This is a genomic window from Pseudaeromonas sharmana (genome assembly GCF_042649925.1).
GTDB lineage: Bacteria > Pseudomonadota > Gammaproteobacteria > Enterobacterales > Aeromonadaceae > Pseudaeromonas > Pseudaeromonas sharmana.
Map to the genome: position 1 here is coordinate 1 of NZ_JBHSAF010000006.1, position 17492 is coordinate 17492.

A 17492-nucleotide genomic window follows, 5' to 3' on the forward strand; every position below is an offset into this window, starting at 1 on the left:
GCTCCGAGGAGTGCGGGCCTTGCCGTGTCAGCGAGGCGGCATTATAGGGATATCAGCATCGCTGGCAAGCGCTTTTTCCAGAAAATTCACTCACAGCCGTGCGCTTGCGCACTAAATCAACAAAAGGCTGATTTAGTGCGCAAATTGCAGACTTATGTCGCATCCCTCATGGTCAACACACCCTCTTGAAGGTCAAGGATTAGCGGTTTCCCAGGTTGTGCACGACCAGAAAGAATGATCTGGGCTAACGGGTTTTCCAGCTCCTGCTGAATCGCGCGCTTCAAGGGGCGAGCACCATACACGGGATCGAACCCCGCATCAGCAAGGTATGCCAACAACGTCTCTTTGAGCTCTACCTGGTACCCCATGCCCTCTAACCGACCGAGCAAGGCCTCCAGTTGAATACGAGCGATAGATTGAATGTGTTCCCTGTCCAAGGGATGGAAAACTACAGTTTCATCGATCCGGTTCAAAAATTCCGGTCTGAAACTACGGGACAACACATCCATCAACATATTCTTCATCTCAGCGTAAGTGATGACTCCGTGATGCTCCTGGATTAAATCTGAGCCTAGATTGGATGTCATGATCACGACCGCATTGCGGAAGTCGACCGTTCGCCCCTGACCATCCGTGAGACGACCATCATCCAGCACCTGGAGCAGGATATTGAACACGTCAGGATGGGCTTTTTCTATCTCATCCAGCAGAATCACCGAATACGGTTTACGGCGTACCGCCTCAGTAAGATAGCCCCCTTCCTCATAACCCACGTATCCAGGTGGCGCACCAACTAACCTGGCAACACTGTGCTTTTCCATAAACTCGGACATATCGAGCCGCACCATCGCATCCTGTGTATCGAACAGAAACTCGGCCAAGGCTTTGCACAATTCAGTCTTGCCCACCCCGGTAGGCCCTAAAAATAGAAACGAACCAATCGGGCGCATCGGATCTGATAATCCGGCCCTGCTGCGGCGAATAGCATTAGCGACCGCATCAACCGCCTCGTTTTGACCGATGACACGACTGTGTAGTTGTTCTTCCATCCGCAGTAATTTCTCTTTCTCGCCTTCCAACATGCGAGCTACGGGAATACCGGTCCAACGCGCCAGGACTTCGGCAATCTCAGCATCCGTTACGCGATTACGCAGCAGCTTTTGCTCCTGCATCTCTGCAAGCGAAGCAAGATCGAGTTGTTTTTCCAATTCCGGGATACGCCCGTAACGCAATTCAGACATGCGACCCAAATCCTGAGCCCGACTCGCTACTTCGAATGCCTGCCGCGCTTTTTCCAACTCAGCCTTGATGTGCTGGGTTCCAGCCAATGAAGCCTTCTCCGCTTTCCACACCTCTTCAAGCTCGTTGTATTCCCGATCCTTGTCTTGCAATTCTCGGTTGATCAGCTCAAGGCGCTTCAAACTGGCATCATCGGGCTCCTTCATCAACGCCTGCTGTTCCATCTTGAGCTGGATGATACGGCGCTCGAGGCGATCCAATTGCTCAGGTTTGGAATCGATCTGCAAGCGAATACTGGCTGCCGCTTCATCGATCAAATCAATGGCCTTGTCCGGTAACTGACGATCTGCAATATAGCGGTGCGACAACGTCGCTGCGGCCACAATGGCCGGATCGGTAATTTGCACATGGTGGTGTAATTCGTAACGCTCTTTCAGGCCACGCAGGATCGCAATCGTATCTTCAACGTTCGGCTCTTCGACCAGTACCTTCTGGAAGCGTCGCTCGAGTGCCGCATCCTTTTCTATATATTGACGGTATTCATCCAGCGTCGTTGCGCCGACACAGTGCAACTCACCGCGAGCCAGTGCAGGCTTCAGCATGTTACCGGCATCCATGGCACCATCCGCTTTACCAGCCCCCACCATGGTATGCAGCTCATCTATAAACAGGATGACATTGCCCTCTTCCTTGGCCAGTTCATTGAGTACGGCCTTGAGCCGCTCCTCGAACTCGCCACGGTATTTGGCCCCCGCGACCAGCGCGCCCATATCCAAGGACAACACGCGCTTATTTTTAAGGCTGTCAGGAACTTCCCCCTTGATAATCCGCTGTGCAAGTCCCTCAACAATCGCTGTTTTACCCACCCCGGGCTCCCCGATCAGGACGGGGTTATTCTTGGTCCGACGCTGCAGGACCTGTACTGTGCGACGAATTTCTTCATCACGGCCGATCACCGGATCCAATTTGCCCTTTTCGGCGCGCGCCGTCAGGTCAACCGTATATTTTTCCAATGCCTGCCGCTTCTCTTCGGCTTCGGCATCATCAACTTTGTTGCCGCCACGCACCTGCTCAATGGCTTGCTCAAGCCTCTCTTTTTTCACCCCGGCTGCACGCAGTGCATCGCCTACGGCACCGCGATCATCCAGCGCTGCCAGGACAAACATTTCTGATGAGATAAATTGGTCCTGCCGCTGTTGGGCCAGTTTGTCACACATATTCAACAAGCGGCCAAGCTGGGGAGACAACTGGACGTCGCCTTCGACACCCTGAACCTTGGGCAGCCGCTCCAGTTCCTGAGTCAATTTTTGACGCAGCAACGGCACATCGGCACCCGCCAGGGTCAGCAACGGTTTTATCGAGCCGCCATCCTGATTCAGCAACGCCAACATCAGATGCACCGGCTCCATGAATTGATTGTCGCGACCCAATGCCAAAGATTGGGCATCGGAAATCGCAACCTGAAACTTGCTGGTCAGACGATCCAGACGCATCGCATTTCTCCCCTAATACTGCAGAAAGTGGGCAGTCCATATCACTGCCAATAACTACAAGATGGGGATAAATGATGCCCTTTCAAGGCGCACTGGTTAAAATTACGACGCCAACCAGATGAGTCCCGTCATGCGTCCCGTCTGACCATCACGACGGTAGGAATAGAAGCGCGAACGATCCGAATAAGTACAGAGGTCGCCCCCATAGATGCGTTGCACACCGATACGGTTAAGACGTTGACGGGCCAACAAGTACAGATTTGCCAGCCATTTACCGCCCCCGAGCGCCACAAAGGCCGTGCTGGCTGAGCTGTCCACTCCGACAAATGCCTGGCGGACATCATCGCCGACCTCAAAGGCCTCAGGCCCGATCGCCGGACCCAGCCAAGCCAAAATAGCAGCTGGCTCTACCGCCATGCTGGTCACCGTTTTTTCTAACACTCCGTGACACAAGCCGCGCCAGCCAGCGTGTGCCGAAGCAACAACACGCCCCTCGGTATCACAAAACAAAACCGGAAGGCAGTCAGCTGTCATTACCGAAAGTGCGGCGCCGCGCACGCGACAGACGGCCGCATCGGCTGTAGGTGGTGGCACGGGATAAGCGCCCGCAAGCAGTTCATACACGTCAGTACCATGCACCTGGTTGAGCCACAGCGGCATCTGAGCTAGCTGCAGATGATGCTGCAGTTGCTGACGATTGTTTGCAACTGCAGCCAGCTCATCACCAACATGGGCTCCAACATTCAAGCCGGCATACACGCCCTGGCTGACGCCGCCAGCCCGAGTCGTAAAACAGGCCTGAACCACATCGGGAGCAGGCCAATCGGGGATGATTAGATCCATACCAGATCATCCGGGTGCTCTGCGGTGTCGACACGCAATACTTCGATCAAATCGACCATGTCTTGCGGAATGGGAGAGTGCCACTCCATCAGTTCACAGGTGACCGGATGCGCCAGGCGCAGCATGGTCGCGTGCAGTGCCTGGCGCTGAAAACCGCGCAGTGCTGCAGTAAACTCCGGCGAAGCATTACGGATTGGCCGCAAACGCCCACCGTAAACCGGGTCCCCGACCAGTGGGTGCTTGATATGGGCCATGTGCACACGAATCTGGTGGGTGCGCCCTGTTTCCAGACGCAAGCGCAGACGGGTGTGAGCTCGAAACTTCTCCATCACGCGATAGTGGGTCACCGCCGGTTTTCCAGTCGGTGTCACCGCCATCTGGGTACGGATGTTGCCATGACGACCGATAGGCGCATCGACAGTTCCCCCTGCCGTCATGTGCCCAATGGCGATGGCTTCATATTCGCGCGTGATATCGCGCCGCTGCAGGGCATCGACCAGATGAGTCTGGGCTGGGACCGTCTTTGCCACCACCATCAGTCCAGTGGTGTCCTTATCCAGGCGGTGCACGATACCTGCTCGGGGAACATCGGCTATCTCTGGATAACGATGCAACAAGGCGTTGAGAACCGTGCCATCCGGCGTACCGGCACCAGGGTGTACCACCAGCCCGGCAGGTTTATCAATGACCAGAATATGATCATCCTCATACACGATATTGAGTTCGATCTCCTGGGCCAGCCAACGCTTTTCCTCAACGATCTCGGCCTGAATATGCACAGCCTGACCTGCAAGTACCCGCTCTCGGGGCAGGGCGACGATCTTGCCATCCAGACTGACCCGCTCTTGCAGGATCCACTCCTTGATCCGGGTTCGTGAGTAATCGGGAAACAGATCAGACAAGGCCTGATCGAGGCGCATGCCGTAATGCTGGTCCGCGAAAACACCGGTTAGTTCGATTGCTTGACTCATGGATCATCTCTAGTTTCGGGTGGACGTTCGGCGCATTCTAGCTTTTCTTTTGCCCGAGCTTAACGGATACTTCTGCAATTCTGGAAAACTGGATGCTATCTGCATGCTCAAGAAGTCTCACTTGCTGCTGCCTTTTACCTTGGTATTGGCCCTGCTGGCCGGTTGTTCTTCTACCGAAAAGGAGAAGGTGCCGGACGAACCGCCGGAGAAACTCTACCAGCAGGCGCAGGAAAAACTCGAAACCGGCAACTACACCAAAGCCGTCGAATTACTCGAAGCTCTCGACTCGCGCTACCCGTTTGGCCCTTACTCTGCACAGGTTCAGCTTGACCTGATCTACGCCTACTACAAGGACGCTGACAGCGCGCACGCCATCGCGAACATCGATCGCTTCTTGCGTCTGAATCCAACACATAAAGATGTGGATTATGTCTATTACATGCGCGGTCTTAGTAATATGCAGGCCGACTACAACTTCTTTCACTCGCTGTTTGGCATCGACCGTTCAGATCGCGATCCCGCCTATGCGCGTCAGGCATTCCGCGATTTCAAGACCATCCTGACAAAGTACCCGCAGAGCAAATATGCCCCAGATGCGCGAGCTCGTATGATCAGCTTGCGTGAGCGGCTGTCCAAATACGATCTCAGCGTAGCCGACTACTATTACCGCCGTGGGGCCTGGGTTGCGGCGGCTAACCGCGGCAAGATGATCATCGAGAACTACAGCGAATCCGCAGCCATTGAGCCGGCACTGGAGATCATGATCAAGAGTTATGACAAACTCGAGCTGACCATCCCGGCACAAAATGCACGTAAAGTCCTGGCCGCGAACTTCCCGAATAATGATCTCGCTAAACGCTGATGCCAGCATAAAAAACGCCGGCACTGCCGGCGTTTTTTTTCGCACTCAGGCATCAATGCGCAAGGTAACCGGCTAGGAATTCATCAAAACTCAGGTGGTCGGTCGCCTCCAGTTCTGCCTGTTTGACCAGCGAGGCATGAGCCTCATCGGCGAAATAGGCCCCATCCCAGAATGTCAGCTCCTCGGCGCGCAGCTGTTGCCGATACTTTTCCGCCAGCTCCCGGCCAAAGGCACCATTGTCCAGGTCATAGCGTTGCAAATGACCAAGCAGGCGTGCAGACAAGGTCTTGTCCGGATCACGCAGCTTTTCACGCTCTGCCTGTAACGTGATCTGGTATTGCACGCGGCCATAGGTTCGGTCGAGCAGCTGTGCGACCTGGTTCAACTCATCAAACAACTGTTCTCCCCACTCCTGCAAGCTGCGTTCACCTTGCTCAGTCATCAACTGCAAGCCGGGACGCCGCCCTTCCAACACGACACGGGTCAGATTGTGCCGGTTGCGCTGGATCTCCTCGGCCAGCAGCAGAGGCGATGGCTTGAGCAAACACCAAACTAAAAACAGATCGAGGAAGCGCAGTTGCTGGATGTCGACGCCTAATGGCGTAAACGGATTGATGTCCAGTGTACGCAACTCTATGTACTCAATGCCTCTATGCTCCAACGCCGACAGGGTCCGCTCGCCGGCACGCGGTGTGCGTTTCGGGCGAATAGGAGCGTACAACTCGTTCTCCAGTTGCAAGATATTGTCATTCAGTTGCCGGTACTCACCATTCACCTTGACACCCAGGGCCGCAAACTCCTCTGAGCGGGTGCGCAACGCACGACGTACGCTGATCAGATAACTGTCGAGGTTATCGTGGTTGATACCGAGGCTTGACTGCGCCTTGTTGGTATAACCCAAATCCGAGAGTCGGAGCGACGTTGCGTACGGCAGATACAGGGTACCGCGACCCAGTTTTTCAAATGGCAATCCGGTCTGACGACCTTGCAGGAACGAGCTGCAGATCGCGGGCGAGGCGCCAAAGAGATAAGGTATCAGCCAGCCATAGCGGTAGACGTTTCGGATCAGCGCCATGTAACCATCGGAAATGAAACGCTTGCACTGGCAGCGCACACCACGCAACTCCTGCCATTCACTCCAGAAACTGTCCGGCATGGAAAAGTTGAAGTGGACCCCGGATATGACCTGCATCAGGCTACCATAGCGATGATGCAGCCCCTGCCGATACAAGTTCTTCATCCGGCCTATATTCGACGTACCATACTGCGCCAGACGGATGGTCTCTTCATCATTGATGAAGCAAGGCATCGACATCGGCCATAGCCGCTCATCACACAAATGTTGCGCCGAATAACGGTGGATGTCGGCCAACTGGGCCAGCATGGTTTCCATGGAGTCCGACACTGGGGTAATGAACTCCATCAGACTTTCAGCATAGTCGGTGGTGATATTCGGATGCGTCAGGGCAGCGCCCAGCACGTTCGGATGCTCACGCTGCGAGAGTCGTCCCTCCGGCGTGATACGCAACGACTCTCGCTCCAGTCCGCGACGAATGCCGCGCACCGCGCCTATCCGCTCTGGCGCGCTCAGTTGTTCGAGCATATCGGTCAGCGACAATTCAACGTTCATAGGGTTCCTTAATCAGACGATGTCTGGGCCAGCGCTTGCTGCGCCACTACAGAAGCAGCAGCCGGATATCGGTGCAGCGGTAAATGGAGTTTGGCCAACGGTTTTTCAAGCTGAGCAGCGTCCCCAACGATGACGATGATCTGTTGGCGCCAATCCAGCCATTGTGCGGCCACTTGCTGTAATGAAGCGGCATCGATCTGTTGCAATTGTTGTTGCTGTCGCTGGATGTAATCGTCCGGATTGCCGCGCAGCGCCAGCGACAGCAAAAAATCCGCCTTCTGATCCAGCGTTTCGTAAGCCAATGCTTCCTGACGGGAAAACGCAGATTTCAGGTAGTCCATCTCGGCGGCGGTCGGGCCCTGTTGAGCAAAATCGCTCATCAACTGCGCCAGCGTCTGTAACGCCTCCAGCGTCGCATCCGCCCGGACATCGCCTGAGATCATAAATTCGCCCACATCGCGGACCGCGCTGAAATGACTGCCGATGCCGTAGGTGAACCCCTTCTCTTCGCGCAATGCTAGGTTCAAACGGCTATTGAAATTACCACCGAAATTGAAATTCATCAGCTGGGCGCGAAAATAGGGACCGCTGGCGTCATAGGGGAGCGCCCGGCGGCCAATCCGCAGCGTCGACTGCACGGCCGCAGGCAAGTCCAGCAGATAGATGCCAGGTTTGGCCTGCGGGGCTTGTGGTACCAGCGACGGTAAGGGCCGTGCCGGGCTGCTATCCTGGGTCAAAAATGCCAAATGCGGCATGATCGCCTGCGGATCGATATCCCCCACGACCACCACCTTGCCACCGGCTGGGTGGTAGTTGTCGCGGTAGTAACGTTTCACGTCCGTCAGCGTGAGCGCGCCGAGTGTCGCCAGGTAGCCCTGCTCCGGTTCGGCCAGCGGCGACCCGGAACCGTATACCAGACGGTTAAATGCCCGATCCGCCAACGCATCCGGCTCCGTCAGGCGCTGGCGCTCCGCCTGCAGCAACTGGCTCTTGATGCGAGCAAAATCATCATCGCGAAAGCCCGGCTGCTGCAACAGCTCCTGTGCTAGCGCCAGTGTCTTCGGTAGCGCCTCCTGCAGTGCACTGATGACAATCCGGGTATCATACAGACCGCTGCTGACGCTGATATTGGCACCCAACCGTTGCAGTTCGTCACTAAGCTGCTCGGCACTGAGGCGCCGTGAACCCTGACGCAGCATCAAGGCCGTCAGGTTTGCCAGCCCGGCCTCGTGACGTGCCTCCGTGCGCCTCCCCCCAGGCAAGGAGATGATGACCGACACCGCCGGAAGCTCACGCTGCTCACTGCCAAGCACGCTCAGTCCGCCGAGTGTCCGGCGCCATAACGTTGGCATCGATAATACCGGCGCCGGGCCGCTCTCAGGCATCCGCGCGCGGTCAAAGCGATCGGTGACTGTACGCAGCGCCGGCGCCGTCTGATGCAAAGGCGGGACAGGGATGCGGGGCATCGGCTGATAGTCAGCTGGCGCAACCTGCCACTGCAACGCGCCTTGCGGTATGACACTCAGCCACACCGCCGGCTTGCCGGCGATATGACGACGATAGGCTTGCATCACCTGTTCGCCGGTTACCGCTTGCAACTGACGAATCTGTGCCAGTCCCGCCTGCGGATCACCCTGCATCACCTCACCATCACTGAGTTCATCCACCTTGCCGGCCACACTCTCCAGGCGCCAGATCGCCTCCGCCTTGAGAATGCCCTGCACGCGTGCCAAATCATCGGCGCGCACGCCGCGCTCGGCAAAGTTGGCCAGCAGGCGAGCCGCTTGCTCGGCTAACGGTTTCAGGCTAGTCAACCGCTGTGTGTTCGGCACCAGCGTCAGGTCAAGCCGGCAATCCAGCTCGCGGCAGGAAAAATCGGCACTGGCCTGCACCGCCAGCCCCGTCTTCACCAATTGTTGATAGAAGAGGCTATTTTTCGAGCCCCCCAATACCTCGCCGAGCAGCAGCAGAGCCGCGGCGTCATCACTCTGGGGCAGAGCGTGGGTCGGAATCGACACCAGCAAGACCGGCTGTTGAATACGATCCTGCAGCGTGACATGCCGATCCGCAGCCAATGACACCGGGCGTGGCGTCAGGCGCGGGATAGCTGGCCCCGTGGGAATCGGGCCAAAATACTGCTCGACCCAGGCGAGAGCCTGGGCAGGGTCAAAGTCCCCGCCGATGGTCAAGGTGGCATTGTTTGGCCCATACCAGGCGAGGAAGAAACGCTTGAGATCGTTGACATCAACCCGGTTCAGGTCGTCGATATAGCCGATGACCGGCCATGAATAGGGATGATCGCGCGGATAGAGGCTCTCGCCCATCACCTCACCAATTCGGCCATAGGGCGGATTATCGATGCGCTGCGCGCGCTCATTTTTCACGGTATCGCGCTGGATCTCGAACTTCTTCTGACTGACGGCCTCCAGCAGGAAGCCCATGCGATCCGACTCCAGCCACAAGACCCGTTCCAGTTCATTGGCCGGGACAGTCTGGTAGTAGCGAGTCACATCATTGCCGGTCTGTCCATTTACGCTGCCACCCGCCTGCTGAATCAGTTGCAGATGCTGTTGATCACCGACATGTTTCGAGCCCTGAAACATCATGTGCTCAAAGAAGTGAGCAAATCCGGTGGTGCCCTGTTGCTCACGAGAAGAACCGACATGGTAGGTCACGTTGACATGAACCAGCGGATCCGAGTGATCCGCATGCAGAATCAGGGTCAGACCATTCTCCAGACGATACTTCTGATAGGGTATCGCCAAACTGCCGGGCTCGGCTTTTTGCTCGGCCAGCAAGCGGGGAGTCGCCGATGCGGGTATCACCAGGACGAGACATGCAACACAACACACAATACGCAACAAACGGGATGAGCAAGCCCCCATCCCTCGGGCAACAACACGCATTTCAACCTCGAATGCAATAACCACAGCCTCAGGACAGGGCACTCGCCGTCATGACGACCAGCGCATAGCGCAGCGCCTTCCCGATCAGAATCAGAACCGTACACTGCCAGAATCCACAGCGTAACCACCCGGCCAACAGACATAAGGGATCGCCGACCACAGGCAACCAGGCCAGCAACAGAGCCCAACTGCCATAGCGATGCAGCCATCCCAGGGCATGCGCGACCGACCGTCGATGGGGCCCCTGTAATGGCCGCCAGCGAGCCAGTCCGTATCCCATCCCCCACGTTAACATCGAACCCAACACATTACCCGCCGTCGCAATAGCCCACGCCGATAGCCGCATCTCGGGTTGATGCCAAACCAGGGCGGCCAAGGCCAGTTCCGAACCACCGGGCAACAGGGTTGAGGAGAGCAACGCACTGATAAACAACGCCCACCCAACCGCCAGCGTCATACCCTGACTCCCACCCACGCAGGGCACAGAACAACAGACAAAGCACAAGACGTGATCGGGCAGGGAGCCATAACAGATAACAACAGATAGAATGAGGTCACAGTCCCCGAGCATACAAGGCGTCGATTGGCATGACCAGACTCTTTCTGATACCCCTGCTGCTGGCGCTGGCCTGGCTGCTGTTCCTGCTGTGGTGGCGTATCCCGCTACGCCAGGGGCTCAAGGGGTTTTACTGGATTATCGGTCTCGGCGGCGGCCTGGCCAGTTTACTCAGTCTGATGATCTGGCTGACCCACTAGCCCCTACCAATAGTTCTCCATGCAGATCTCGCCGGCCTCTCGGCGCAGGTGTTTGCGAAAGCCACGTTGTTGCAGCGCCAGCTGCGTCTCTTTTACCATCTGCGGGTTTCCACAGAGCACAAATCGACTGTGTTCGACACTGAACGGCAGTCCGACATGCCGCTCCAGCGTCCCTTGCTCGATCGCCGCCGGTATCCGCCCGGCCAACCCTTCCGGCCAGACCTCTCGCGTCACGAAAGGCACGTAATGCAATCGGTTGGGCCAGCGCGCCTGCAGCTGCGTTATCTCATCACGATAGTTGAGTTCTTGTCCCAACCGGACACCATGGGCCAACACCAGTTGCGCGTAACGTTCGGCCAGCCCCCCTTCTGCCAGCAATGACAGAAACGGACCTATGGCCGTCCCGGTCGACAACATCCACAGATCGCGCCCTGCCGGCAGCTCCGCCAGCGTCAAAAAGCCACTGGCCTGTCTGGCCAGCCATACCGATGCCCCAGGCTGTAGTTGCTGCAGGTGCGGGGTCAGCCGACCATCCGGAATCAACACAATATAGAACTCGTGGTAGCCAACACCCGGCGGATTCACAAACGAGTAGGCATGCGCCACCCGCTCCTGTCCGCCATCCGCAGCCGGCAGCCACAAGGCCAGGCGGGTAAACTGTCCGGCCTGATACGGAGCCAGGTCAGCCTCCACCCGCAATGAGAACAACTTGTCGCTCCAATGGCGCACCGCACTCACTCGGCCACTTACCCATTCGGTCATCTCGTCTCTCCCGTCATGGATTTCACTTAACTCTAGCGCCGATTTGCCAAGACAAACACCGGACGTGAATGCGGGAATTAGCCGACAAGCCACGCAGCAGCAGCTACGCTTTCGATGAATGGCGCCCCCATGGCCCGGCAAAGTGTAAAGAGTGGTCGACATGACGCAGACGGCGGATGATCAGACCGCGGGCTTCGGGTAACATAGCGCCCCTTTTTTCTCGCATTCGTTTTTGTTGTAGCTGTGTGGCGTGGGAGTTGTTGATGTCATTTGCACTTGGCCAGCGTTGGATTAGTGATACCGAGACCGATCTGGGTCTGGGTACTGTGGTCGCCATGGAAGGGCGTATGGTCACCCTGTTGTTTCCCGCCAGTGGCGAGAACCGTATTTATGCCAAGGAAGAGGCGCCTGTCACCCGGGTACAGTTTCATCCCGGCGACGTAATCACCAGCCACGAAGAGTGGACCTTGAAAGTCGAATCCGTCGAAGAGACTCAGGGCCTGCTGACCTATCTGGGCACGCGGGAAGATAATGGTGAGCCGGTGGCGCTCAAAGAAGTCTTCCTCAGCCACTTTCTGAAATTCAACAAACCGCAAGACCGCCTGTTTGCCGGCCAAATCGACCGCTTGACCCGTTTTGCGCTGCGTTATCAGGCGTTGACCCATCAGCATGCCCGCCGTCGCAGCCCAACCCGCGGCCTCGCCGGCGGCCGGGTCAGTCTGATCCCGCATCAGTTGCACATCGCCCATGAGGTCGGTCATCGGCATGCGCCTCGGGTCCTGCTTGCCGATGAAGTCGGCCTGGGCAAGACGATCGAAGCCGGCATGATCATCCACCAGCAACTGCTCTCCGGGCGAGCCCAGCGGGTGTTGATTCTGGTACCCGAATCACTGCAGCATCAGTGGCTGGTCGAAATGCTGCGCCGCTTCAATTTGCATTTTGCCCTGTTCGATGAAGAAAGGTGCATGGAGCTGGCCGGCGAAGCGCAAAATCCCTTCGAAACGGAACAACTGGTCATCTGCAGCCTCGACTGGTTGCGCAAGAAGCGCGCCCGTTTTGATGAACTGCATGAGGCCCCCTGGGATCTGTTGGTCGTCGATGAGGCACATCACCTCGAGTGGAGCGAATCGGCCCCCAGCCGCGCCTATCAGATGGTCGAGGCACTGGCCGATGAAACCCCGGGAGTGCTGTTGCTAACCGCCACCCCGGATCAGCTCGGTCACCAGAGCCACTTTGCCCGCCTGCGTCTCCTGGATCCGGAGCGGTTCTACGATTACGACGCCTTCCTGGCCGAAGAGCAAGCCTATGGCCTCATCGCCAGCGTGGCCCAGCAGCTGCTGGACGGTAGCGAACTCGATGCCGCCGGCCTGCAGACCCTGCGCGATTGCCTGGATGACCTGGATAGCACGGCACTGCACAGCGCCGAAGGGCGCGAGCAGCTCTTGCACGCCCTGCTGGATCGGCATGGCACGGGCCGCGTGCTGTTCCGCAACACGCGTGCCGCAATCCAGGGCTTCCCGGATCGCCACCTGAACCTCTATCCACTGCCACTGCCGGATCAGTACAAGACGGCGATCAAAGTCATGGGCATGATGGGTGGCAACAGCGGCGACGCCGATACCCGAGCACGCCGTTATCTGTATCCTGAGAAAATTTTCCAGCAGTTTGAAGGGGATGCCGCCAGTTGGGCACAGTTCGACCCCCGCGTCGACTGGCTGTTATCGCTACTCAAGTCCTCCCGTCATGACAAAGTGTTGGTCATCTGTTCCGAGGCCGTCACCGCACTGACGCTGGAGAATGCCCTGCGCCTGCGCGAGGGGATCCGGGGAGCCGTGTTCCATGAAGGCATGTCCCTGCTGGAACGGGACAAGGCCGCCGCTTACTTCGCCCAGGAAGAGGCCGGAGCGCAGGTGATGTTCTGCTCGGAGATCGGTTCCGAGGGGCGTAACTTCCAGTTTGCTCGGCATCTGGTGCTGTTCGATCTGCCACTGAATCCTGATCTGCTGGAACAGCGTATCGGTCGCCTCGATCGCATCGGCCAGTTGAACATCGTCGAGATCCATGTGCCCTTCCTGCAGGAAACGGCCCAGCAGACCTTGCAGCAGTGGTATCACCTTGGTCTGAATGCCTTCGAGGAGACCTGCCCGACCGGACGGGTGGTGTTCGAATCGGTGCGCGACGAGCTGTTTACCCTGCTCGCGGAAAATGTCACCGATGAGGCACAGTTGCTGCCGTTGCTGGAACGTACGCGCCATGCCCATGAGGCCCTGAAGGCCAAATTGGAGCAAGGGCGAGATCGCCTGCTGGAAATTCACTCCGGTGGTGGTGCCGCGGCCCGCCTGCTGGTTGAACAACTGGCCGAAGAGGATGATGACACGGCGCTGACCAGTTTTGCCTTGCAGCTGTTCGACGACATCGGCATCCAGCAGGACGATCGCGGCGAAAACGCCATCGTGCTGACGCCAGGTGACCACATGCTGGTGCCGGTCTTTCCGGGCCTGCCGGATGATGGCATGACCATCACCTTCGATCGCAATACGGCGCTATCGCGGGACGACCTGACATTCATCACCTGGGATCACCCCTTGATCCGCGGTGGCATCGATCTGGTGCTGGGGTCGGAGATTGGCGCCACTGCGGTCGCCCTGCTGAAGAACAAGGCGCTACCGGCTGGAGCCATGATGCTGGAGGTGGTGTTCGTTGCCGAGTCAGCCAGCCATCCGCAGCTCTACCGATTCCTGCCACCGACCCCAATTCGTTTGCTGTTGGACAAAGGGGGCAATAATCTGGGTAGCAAGGTCAGCTTTACCGCGTTTGATCGCCAGCTCAGTCCGGTCAACCGTCACCTGGGCAGCAAACTGGTCAGCAGTTCACAGGCGGTCATTCACGGTCTGCTGGGGCAAGCCGAGGCCCAGGCCAGTGCACAACTGGCAGGCATCGTAGCCGAAGCGCGCCAGCGCATGCAGCATACGCTGGCAAGCGAACTGGCACGACTGGAAGCCTTGCGTGCCGTCAACCCGTCAGTGCGCGACTCCGAGCTCGTACACCTGCGTGAGCTGAAGGCGGAGCTCGAACACTTGCTGGATCAAACGCAATTGCGCCTCGACGCCATCCGTTTTGTCGTCGTCGCCCATCAGTAACGCCATATGCCCCCCGCACCCTGGGGGGCGTGACAAGGAAGAGGCATGAGCACGTTCCATTACGATCCGCCGCAAGAGCCGTTCCTCGACATCCTGTTCGAGGACGAACACATCATTGTCGTCAACAAGCCGAGCGGCATCCTCAGCGTGCCAGGCAAGGCGGTCGAGCATTTCGACAGCATCGCCTCTCGCGTCAAGAGCCGTTACCCGGAAGGTGGAGCCGTGCACCGGCTCGACATGGGTACCTCAGGCGTACTGGTGGTGGCCAAAACGGCACAGGCAACCAGTGCTCTGGGCCGCCAGTTTCAGGATCGCAAGACCGAGAAGTACTATTACGCCTGGGTCTGGGGGCAGATGGAAAAGCTCGAAGGCACCGTCGATCTGCCGTTGTGTGTCGACTGGGATAACCGGCCGCGTCAGCAGGTCAATTATGAGCATGGTCGCCGCGCCATCACTCACTATATTTGTCAGCGCGTCGAAGCCGATCGCAGCCTGGTCAAACTCAAGCCCATCACCGGCCGGTCGCACCAGTTACGGGTGCATATGATGGAGCTCGGTCACCCCATCCTCGGCGATCACCTCTATGCACCACCCGAGGCACAAGCAGCCGCACCGCACCTCTATCTGCATGCCGCAATGCTGAGCTTCAACCATCCGCTGTCCGGTCAGCGGCTGACTTTCGAAGCCCCTGCGCCCTTCCCGCTGTAACCCCCAGCCATGGCCGGCCTCTGCCGGCCATTTCACATCAGGAGAGCCGGCTACTTTCTCCGACCGTAACAAGCGCTTATGATCCAGTCATCTGCCTTGCTCCTGGAGACCTTCATGCTGCGCCCTCACCTCCTGATCTGCCTGTTGCTGTGCCTGCCGCTTCAACCCCTGATGGCGGCCGACCCCGCGCCGGTTCCAGCCAGCAGTGACCCCAGCAGCCAAGCGGTAGATCAGCAGGCATCTGCCGCAGCACAGCCAGCGGCCGACAGTGCAGCCGGCGACACCGATCAGGAGGAGTACTGGCAGGCTGAAGACTGGCAGGCCCATGGGGAAACGACCAAGGTCGGCGAACAGGTGACGCTGATCCACAAGAGCGAGCAAGGATTTCGACTGGGGCTGGCCGTGTTACTCCCCGACTGGCAACAGGTCGCAGATCTGCTGCCCCTGAGCCAGCGCCTGAATGCGCTGGGCTTCGATACACTGATCATGTTGCCAAGTCCGCGACAGCTGGCTCTGGATCCGAACGCCGAACAGGATCAGTTGGCCATACAAGCCTTCCGCGAACACTGGCAATTGCGCCTGACCGCCTTGATGGACAACAACAGCGGCTCGGGGGGCTATAGCCTGGTCGTGGCCGCAGGCAGCAGCGCGGCCTGGCTCGGAGGCTTGCTTAGCAGCCAGACACTGCCGGCCCCCGACGGTTTAGTACTGATTGATGCCTTCTACCCGGCAACGGATGCCAACCAGATCCTGGCGCGCGACATCGCCGGACTCCCCTGCCCGGTGCTGGACCTGTATCGCAGCGGCCAAGTCACCTGGCTGGATCAGGCAGCACAGGAGCGCGCTCTGGCGGTCAAACGGCAAAATAAACTCGACTGGCGTCAGCTGGCGATACAGCGACGTGATGAGCGAGCGACATTACTGGCCGGCTGGCTCAGCTTTCTCGGTTGGAAGTAATACGTTATCTGCGTCGCGGGTATGCGTTCATCTCATTATTTCGCGCCCGGATTTGCGCGCAGGATAATAATAAAAACCGCGACGGCTAAATAATTTAAATCTATTTATCAATTGGTTACACAAAGGCGTGCCGGTGATAATCCATCATGCCTCATCGTGATGACGGAATATGTCGCCAGCGCCTGCGCTGCGGCAAAATAGCCCTGTCATCGTTGACAGGCCAATCTATATCGGAGCCCCCATGCCGCCGTTGATCGTATTTCTCGACCGTGACACCCTGCCGGCACGGATTTCATTTCCCCGCCTCAACTGTGAACATCTCTGGCAGGAGTACCCCGCTACGCGTCCGGATCAGACGCTGCCGCGGCTGCAGGGTGCCAGCGTGGCCATCGTCAACAAGGTGCGGCTGGAAGCCACCACGCTGCAACAACTCCCGCAATTACGACTAATTGCCGTGGCCGCAACCGGCAGCGATAACGTTGATGTCGACGCCTGTCGTCAACTGGGTATAGCGGTGTGCAATGTGCAACGGTATGCCGAACATGCAGTGGCCGAGCATAGCCTGATGCTGATGCTGGCGCTATCGCGCCGTCTGCTCGCCTATCAGCAGGCGGTGCAGGCAGGCGACTGGCAACGCAGTGCGCATTTTTGCCTGTTCGGTCCGGCTCTGCATGACCTGGCTGGTCAACAGCTGGGCCTCATCGGCAGTGGCTCGCTGGGGCAGGCTGTTGCCCGTCTGGCGGAGGCCTTCGGCATGCAGGTGGTGTTTGCCGGCCGCAAAGGGGAAACCACAACGGCCACCACGCAGGTCGCAGGACGCTGGCCACGACGCCCTTTTGCCGACGTGCTACGGCACAGCGATGTGCTATCCCTGCACTGTCCCCTCAACGCAGAGACGCGCGGTCTGATCGGCGCTAACGAACTGTCGTGGATGAAACGCGGAGCCCTGCTGGTCAACACGGCACGAGGCGGTATCGTTGACGAACCGGCACTGCTGGCGGCCCTGCAGCGCGGAGAGCTGGCTGGTGCCGCGTGCGATGTCGCCAGTCGCGAGCCACCGCAGGAATGCGACCCTCTGCTCGATGCCCTGAAGTGCGAGAATTTCATCCTGACACCCCATGTGGCCTGGGCCAGTGACGAGGCGATGCAGACGCTGGCCGAGCAGCTTGCCGCTAACATTACGGCCTTCTTCGACGGACAGCGCCTGCGTCGTCTCGATTAGCCC

Annotated in this window: 13 protein-coding genes; 6 read left to right on the top strand and 7 right to left on the bottom strand. The window is 58.2% G+C overall.

Going from position 1 to position 17492, the window contains the following annotated elements; translation table 11 throughout:
* Positions 1–152 precede the first annotated feature (152 nt).
* From clpB to rluD, 3 genes are all read right to left on the bottom strand, one after another.
* Positions 153–2732, bottom strand: a complete 2580-nt coding sequence (clpB, locus tag ACFOSS_RS06430) for an ATP-dependent chaperone ClpB (RefSeq protein WP_377151339.1) — start codon at positions 2730–2732, stop codon at positions 153–155.
* 102 nt (positions 2733–2834) lie between these two features.
* Entirely contained in the window at positions 2835–3575 is a 741-nt protein-coding gene (gene pgeF / locus ACFOSS_RS06435; RefSeq protein ID WP_377151340.1) for a peptidoglycan editing factor PgeF, read from the bottom strand.
* Positions 3566–4546, bottom strand: coding sequence for a 23S rRNA pseudouridine(1911/1915/1917) synthase RluD (rluD, locus tag ACFOSS_RS06440; protein WP_377151341.1), 981 nt, complete (start codon positions 4544–4546; stop codon positions 3566–3568). Before rluD ends, pgeF begins: the two co-directional genes overlap by 10 nt.
* A gap of 103 nt (positions 4547–4649) precedes the next feature.
* On the opposite strand from rluD, the gene ACFOSS_RS06445 reads away from it, so the two are divergent.
* A complete protein-coding gene (locus tag ACFOSS_RS06445) occupies positions 4650–5408 on the top strand; it encodes an outer membrane protein assembly factor BamD (RefSeq protein WP_377151343.1) in 759 nt (252 codons plus the stop codon).
* Positions 5409–5460: 52 nt separating this feature from the next.
* Here the strand turns inward: ACFOSS_RS06445 and gshA are convergent, their stop codons facing one another.
* Genes gshA through ACFOSS_RS06460 form a run of 3 tightly spaced genes read right to left on the bottom strand, consistent with a single transcriptional unit; the run spans position 5461 to position 10401 of the window.
* Positions 5461–7038 (bottom strand): glutamate--cysteine ligase, encoded by a 1578-nt coding sequence (gene gshA / locus ACFOSS_RS06450; protein WP_377151344.1) that lies wholly within the window; start codon positions 7036–7038, stop codon positions 5461–5463.
* An 8-nt stretch (positions 7039–7046) separates the two neighbouring features.
* Positions 7047–9944: a M16 family metallopeptidase gene (locus tag ACFOSS_RS06455; RefSeq protein ID WP_449301175.1), complete on the bottom strand. Its 2898-nt coding sequence runs from the start codon at positions 9942–9944 to the stop codon at positions 7047–7049.
* A gap of 28 nt (positions 9945–9972) precedes the next feature.
* The gene (locus ACFOSS_RS06460) at positions 9973–10401 is read right to left on the bottom strand and encodes a YqaA family protein (protein WP_377151345.1); all 429 of its coding nucleotides are present in this window, start codon (positions 10399–10401) and stop codon (positions 9973–9975) included.
* Between the two features lie 131 nt (positions 10402–10532).
* On the opposite strand from ACFOSS_RS06460, the gene ACFOSS_RS06465 reads away from it, so the two are divergent.
* Positions 10533–10700, top strand: coding sequence for a hypothetical protein (locus ACFOSS_RS06465; protein ID WP_377151346.1), 168 nt, complete (start codon positions 10533–10535; stop codon positions 10698–10700).
* A 3-nt stretch (positions 10701–10703) separates the two neighbouring features.
* Here ACFOSS_RS06465 and ACFOSS_RS06470 read toward each other — a convergent pair whose 3' ends face one another.
* Positions 10704–11462: a ferredoxin--NADP reductase gene (locus tag ACFOSS_RS06470; RefSeq protein ID WP_377151347.1), complete on the bottom strand. Its 759-nt coding sequence runs from the start codon at positions 11460–11462 to the stop codon at positions 10704–10706.
* Between the two features lie 263 nt (positions 11463–11725).
* On the opposite strand from ACFOSS_RS06470, the gene rapA reads away from it, so the two are divergent.
* The 4 genes from rapA (at position 11726) to ACFOSS_RS06490 (ending at position 17489) form a co-directional block, all read left to right on the top strand.
* The gene (gene rapA / locus ACFOSS_RS06475) at positions 11726–14602 is read left to right on the top strand and encodes an RNA polymerase-associated protein RapA (protein WP_377151348.1); all 2877 of its coding nucleotides are present in this window, start codon (positions 11726–11728) and stop codon (positions 14600–14602) included.
* A 45-nt stretch (positions 14603–14647) separates the two neighbouring features.
* Positions 14648–15310: an RluA family pseudouridine synthase gene (locus ACFOSS_RS06480; protein WP_377151349.1), complete on the top strand. Its 663-nt coding sequence runs from the start codon at positions 14648–14650 to the stop codon at positions 15308–15310.
* 114 nt (positions 15311–15424) lie between these two features.
* On the top strand, positions 15425–16267 hold the full coding sequence (locus tag ACFOSS_RS06485; protein ID WP_377151350.1) for a DUF3530 family protein: 843 nt from the start codon (positions 15425–15427) through the stop codon (positions 16265–16267).
* 241 nt (positions 16268–16508) lie between these two features.
* Complete coding sequence (locus tag ACFOSS_RS06490; RefSeq protein WP_377151351.1) at positions 16509–17489, top strand: D-2-hydroxyacid dehydrogenase; 981 nt, start codon at positions 16509–16511, stop codon at positions 17487–17489.
* Positions 17490–17492 lie beyond the last annotated feature (3 nt).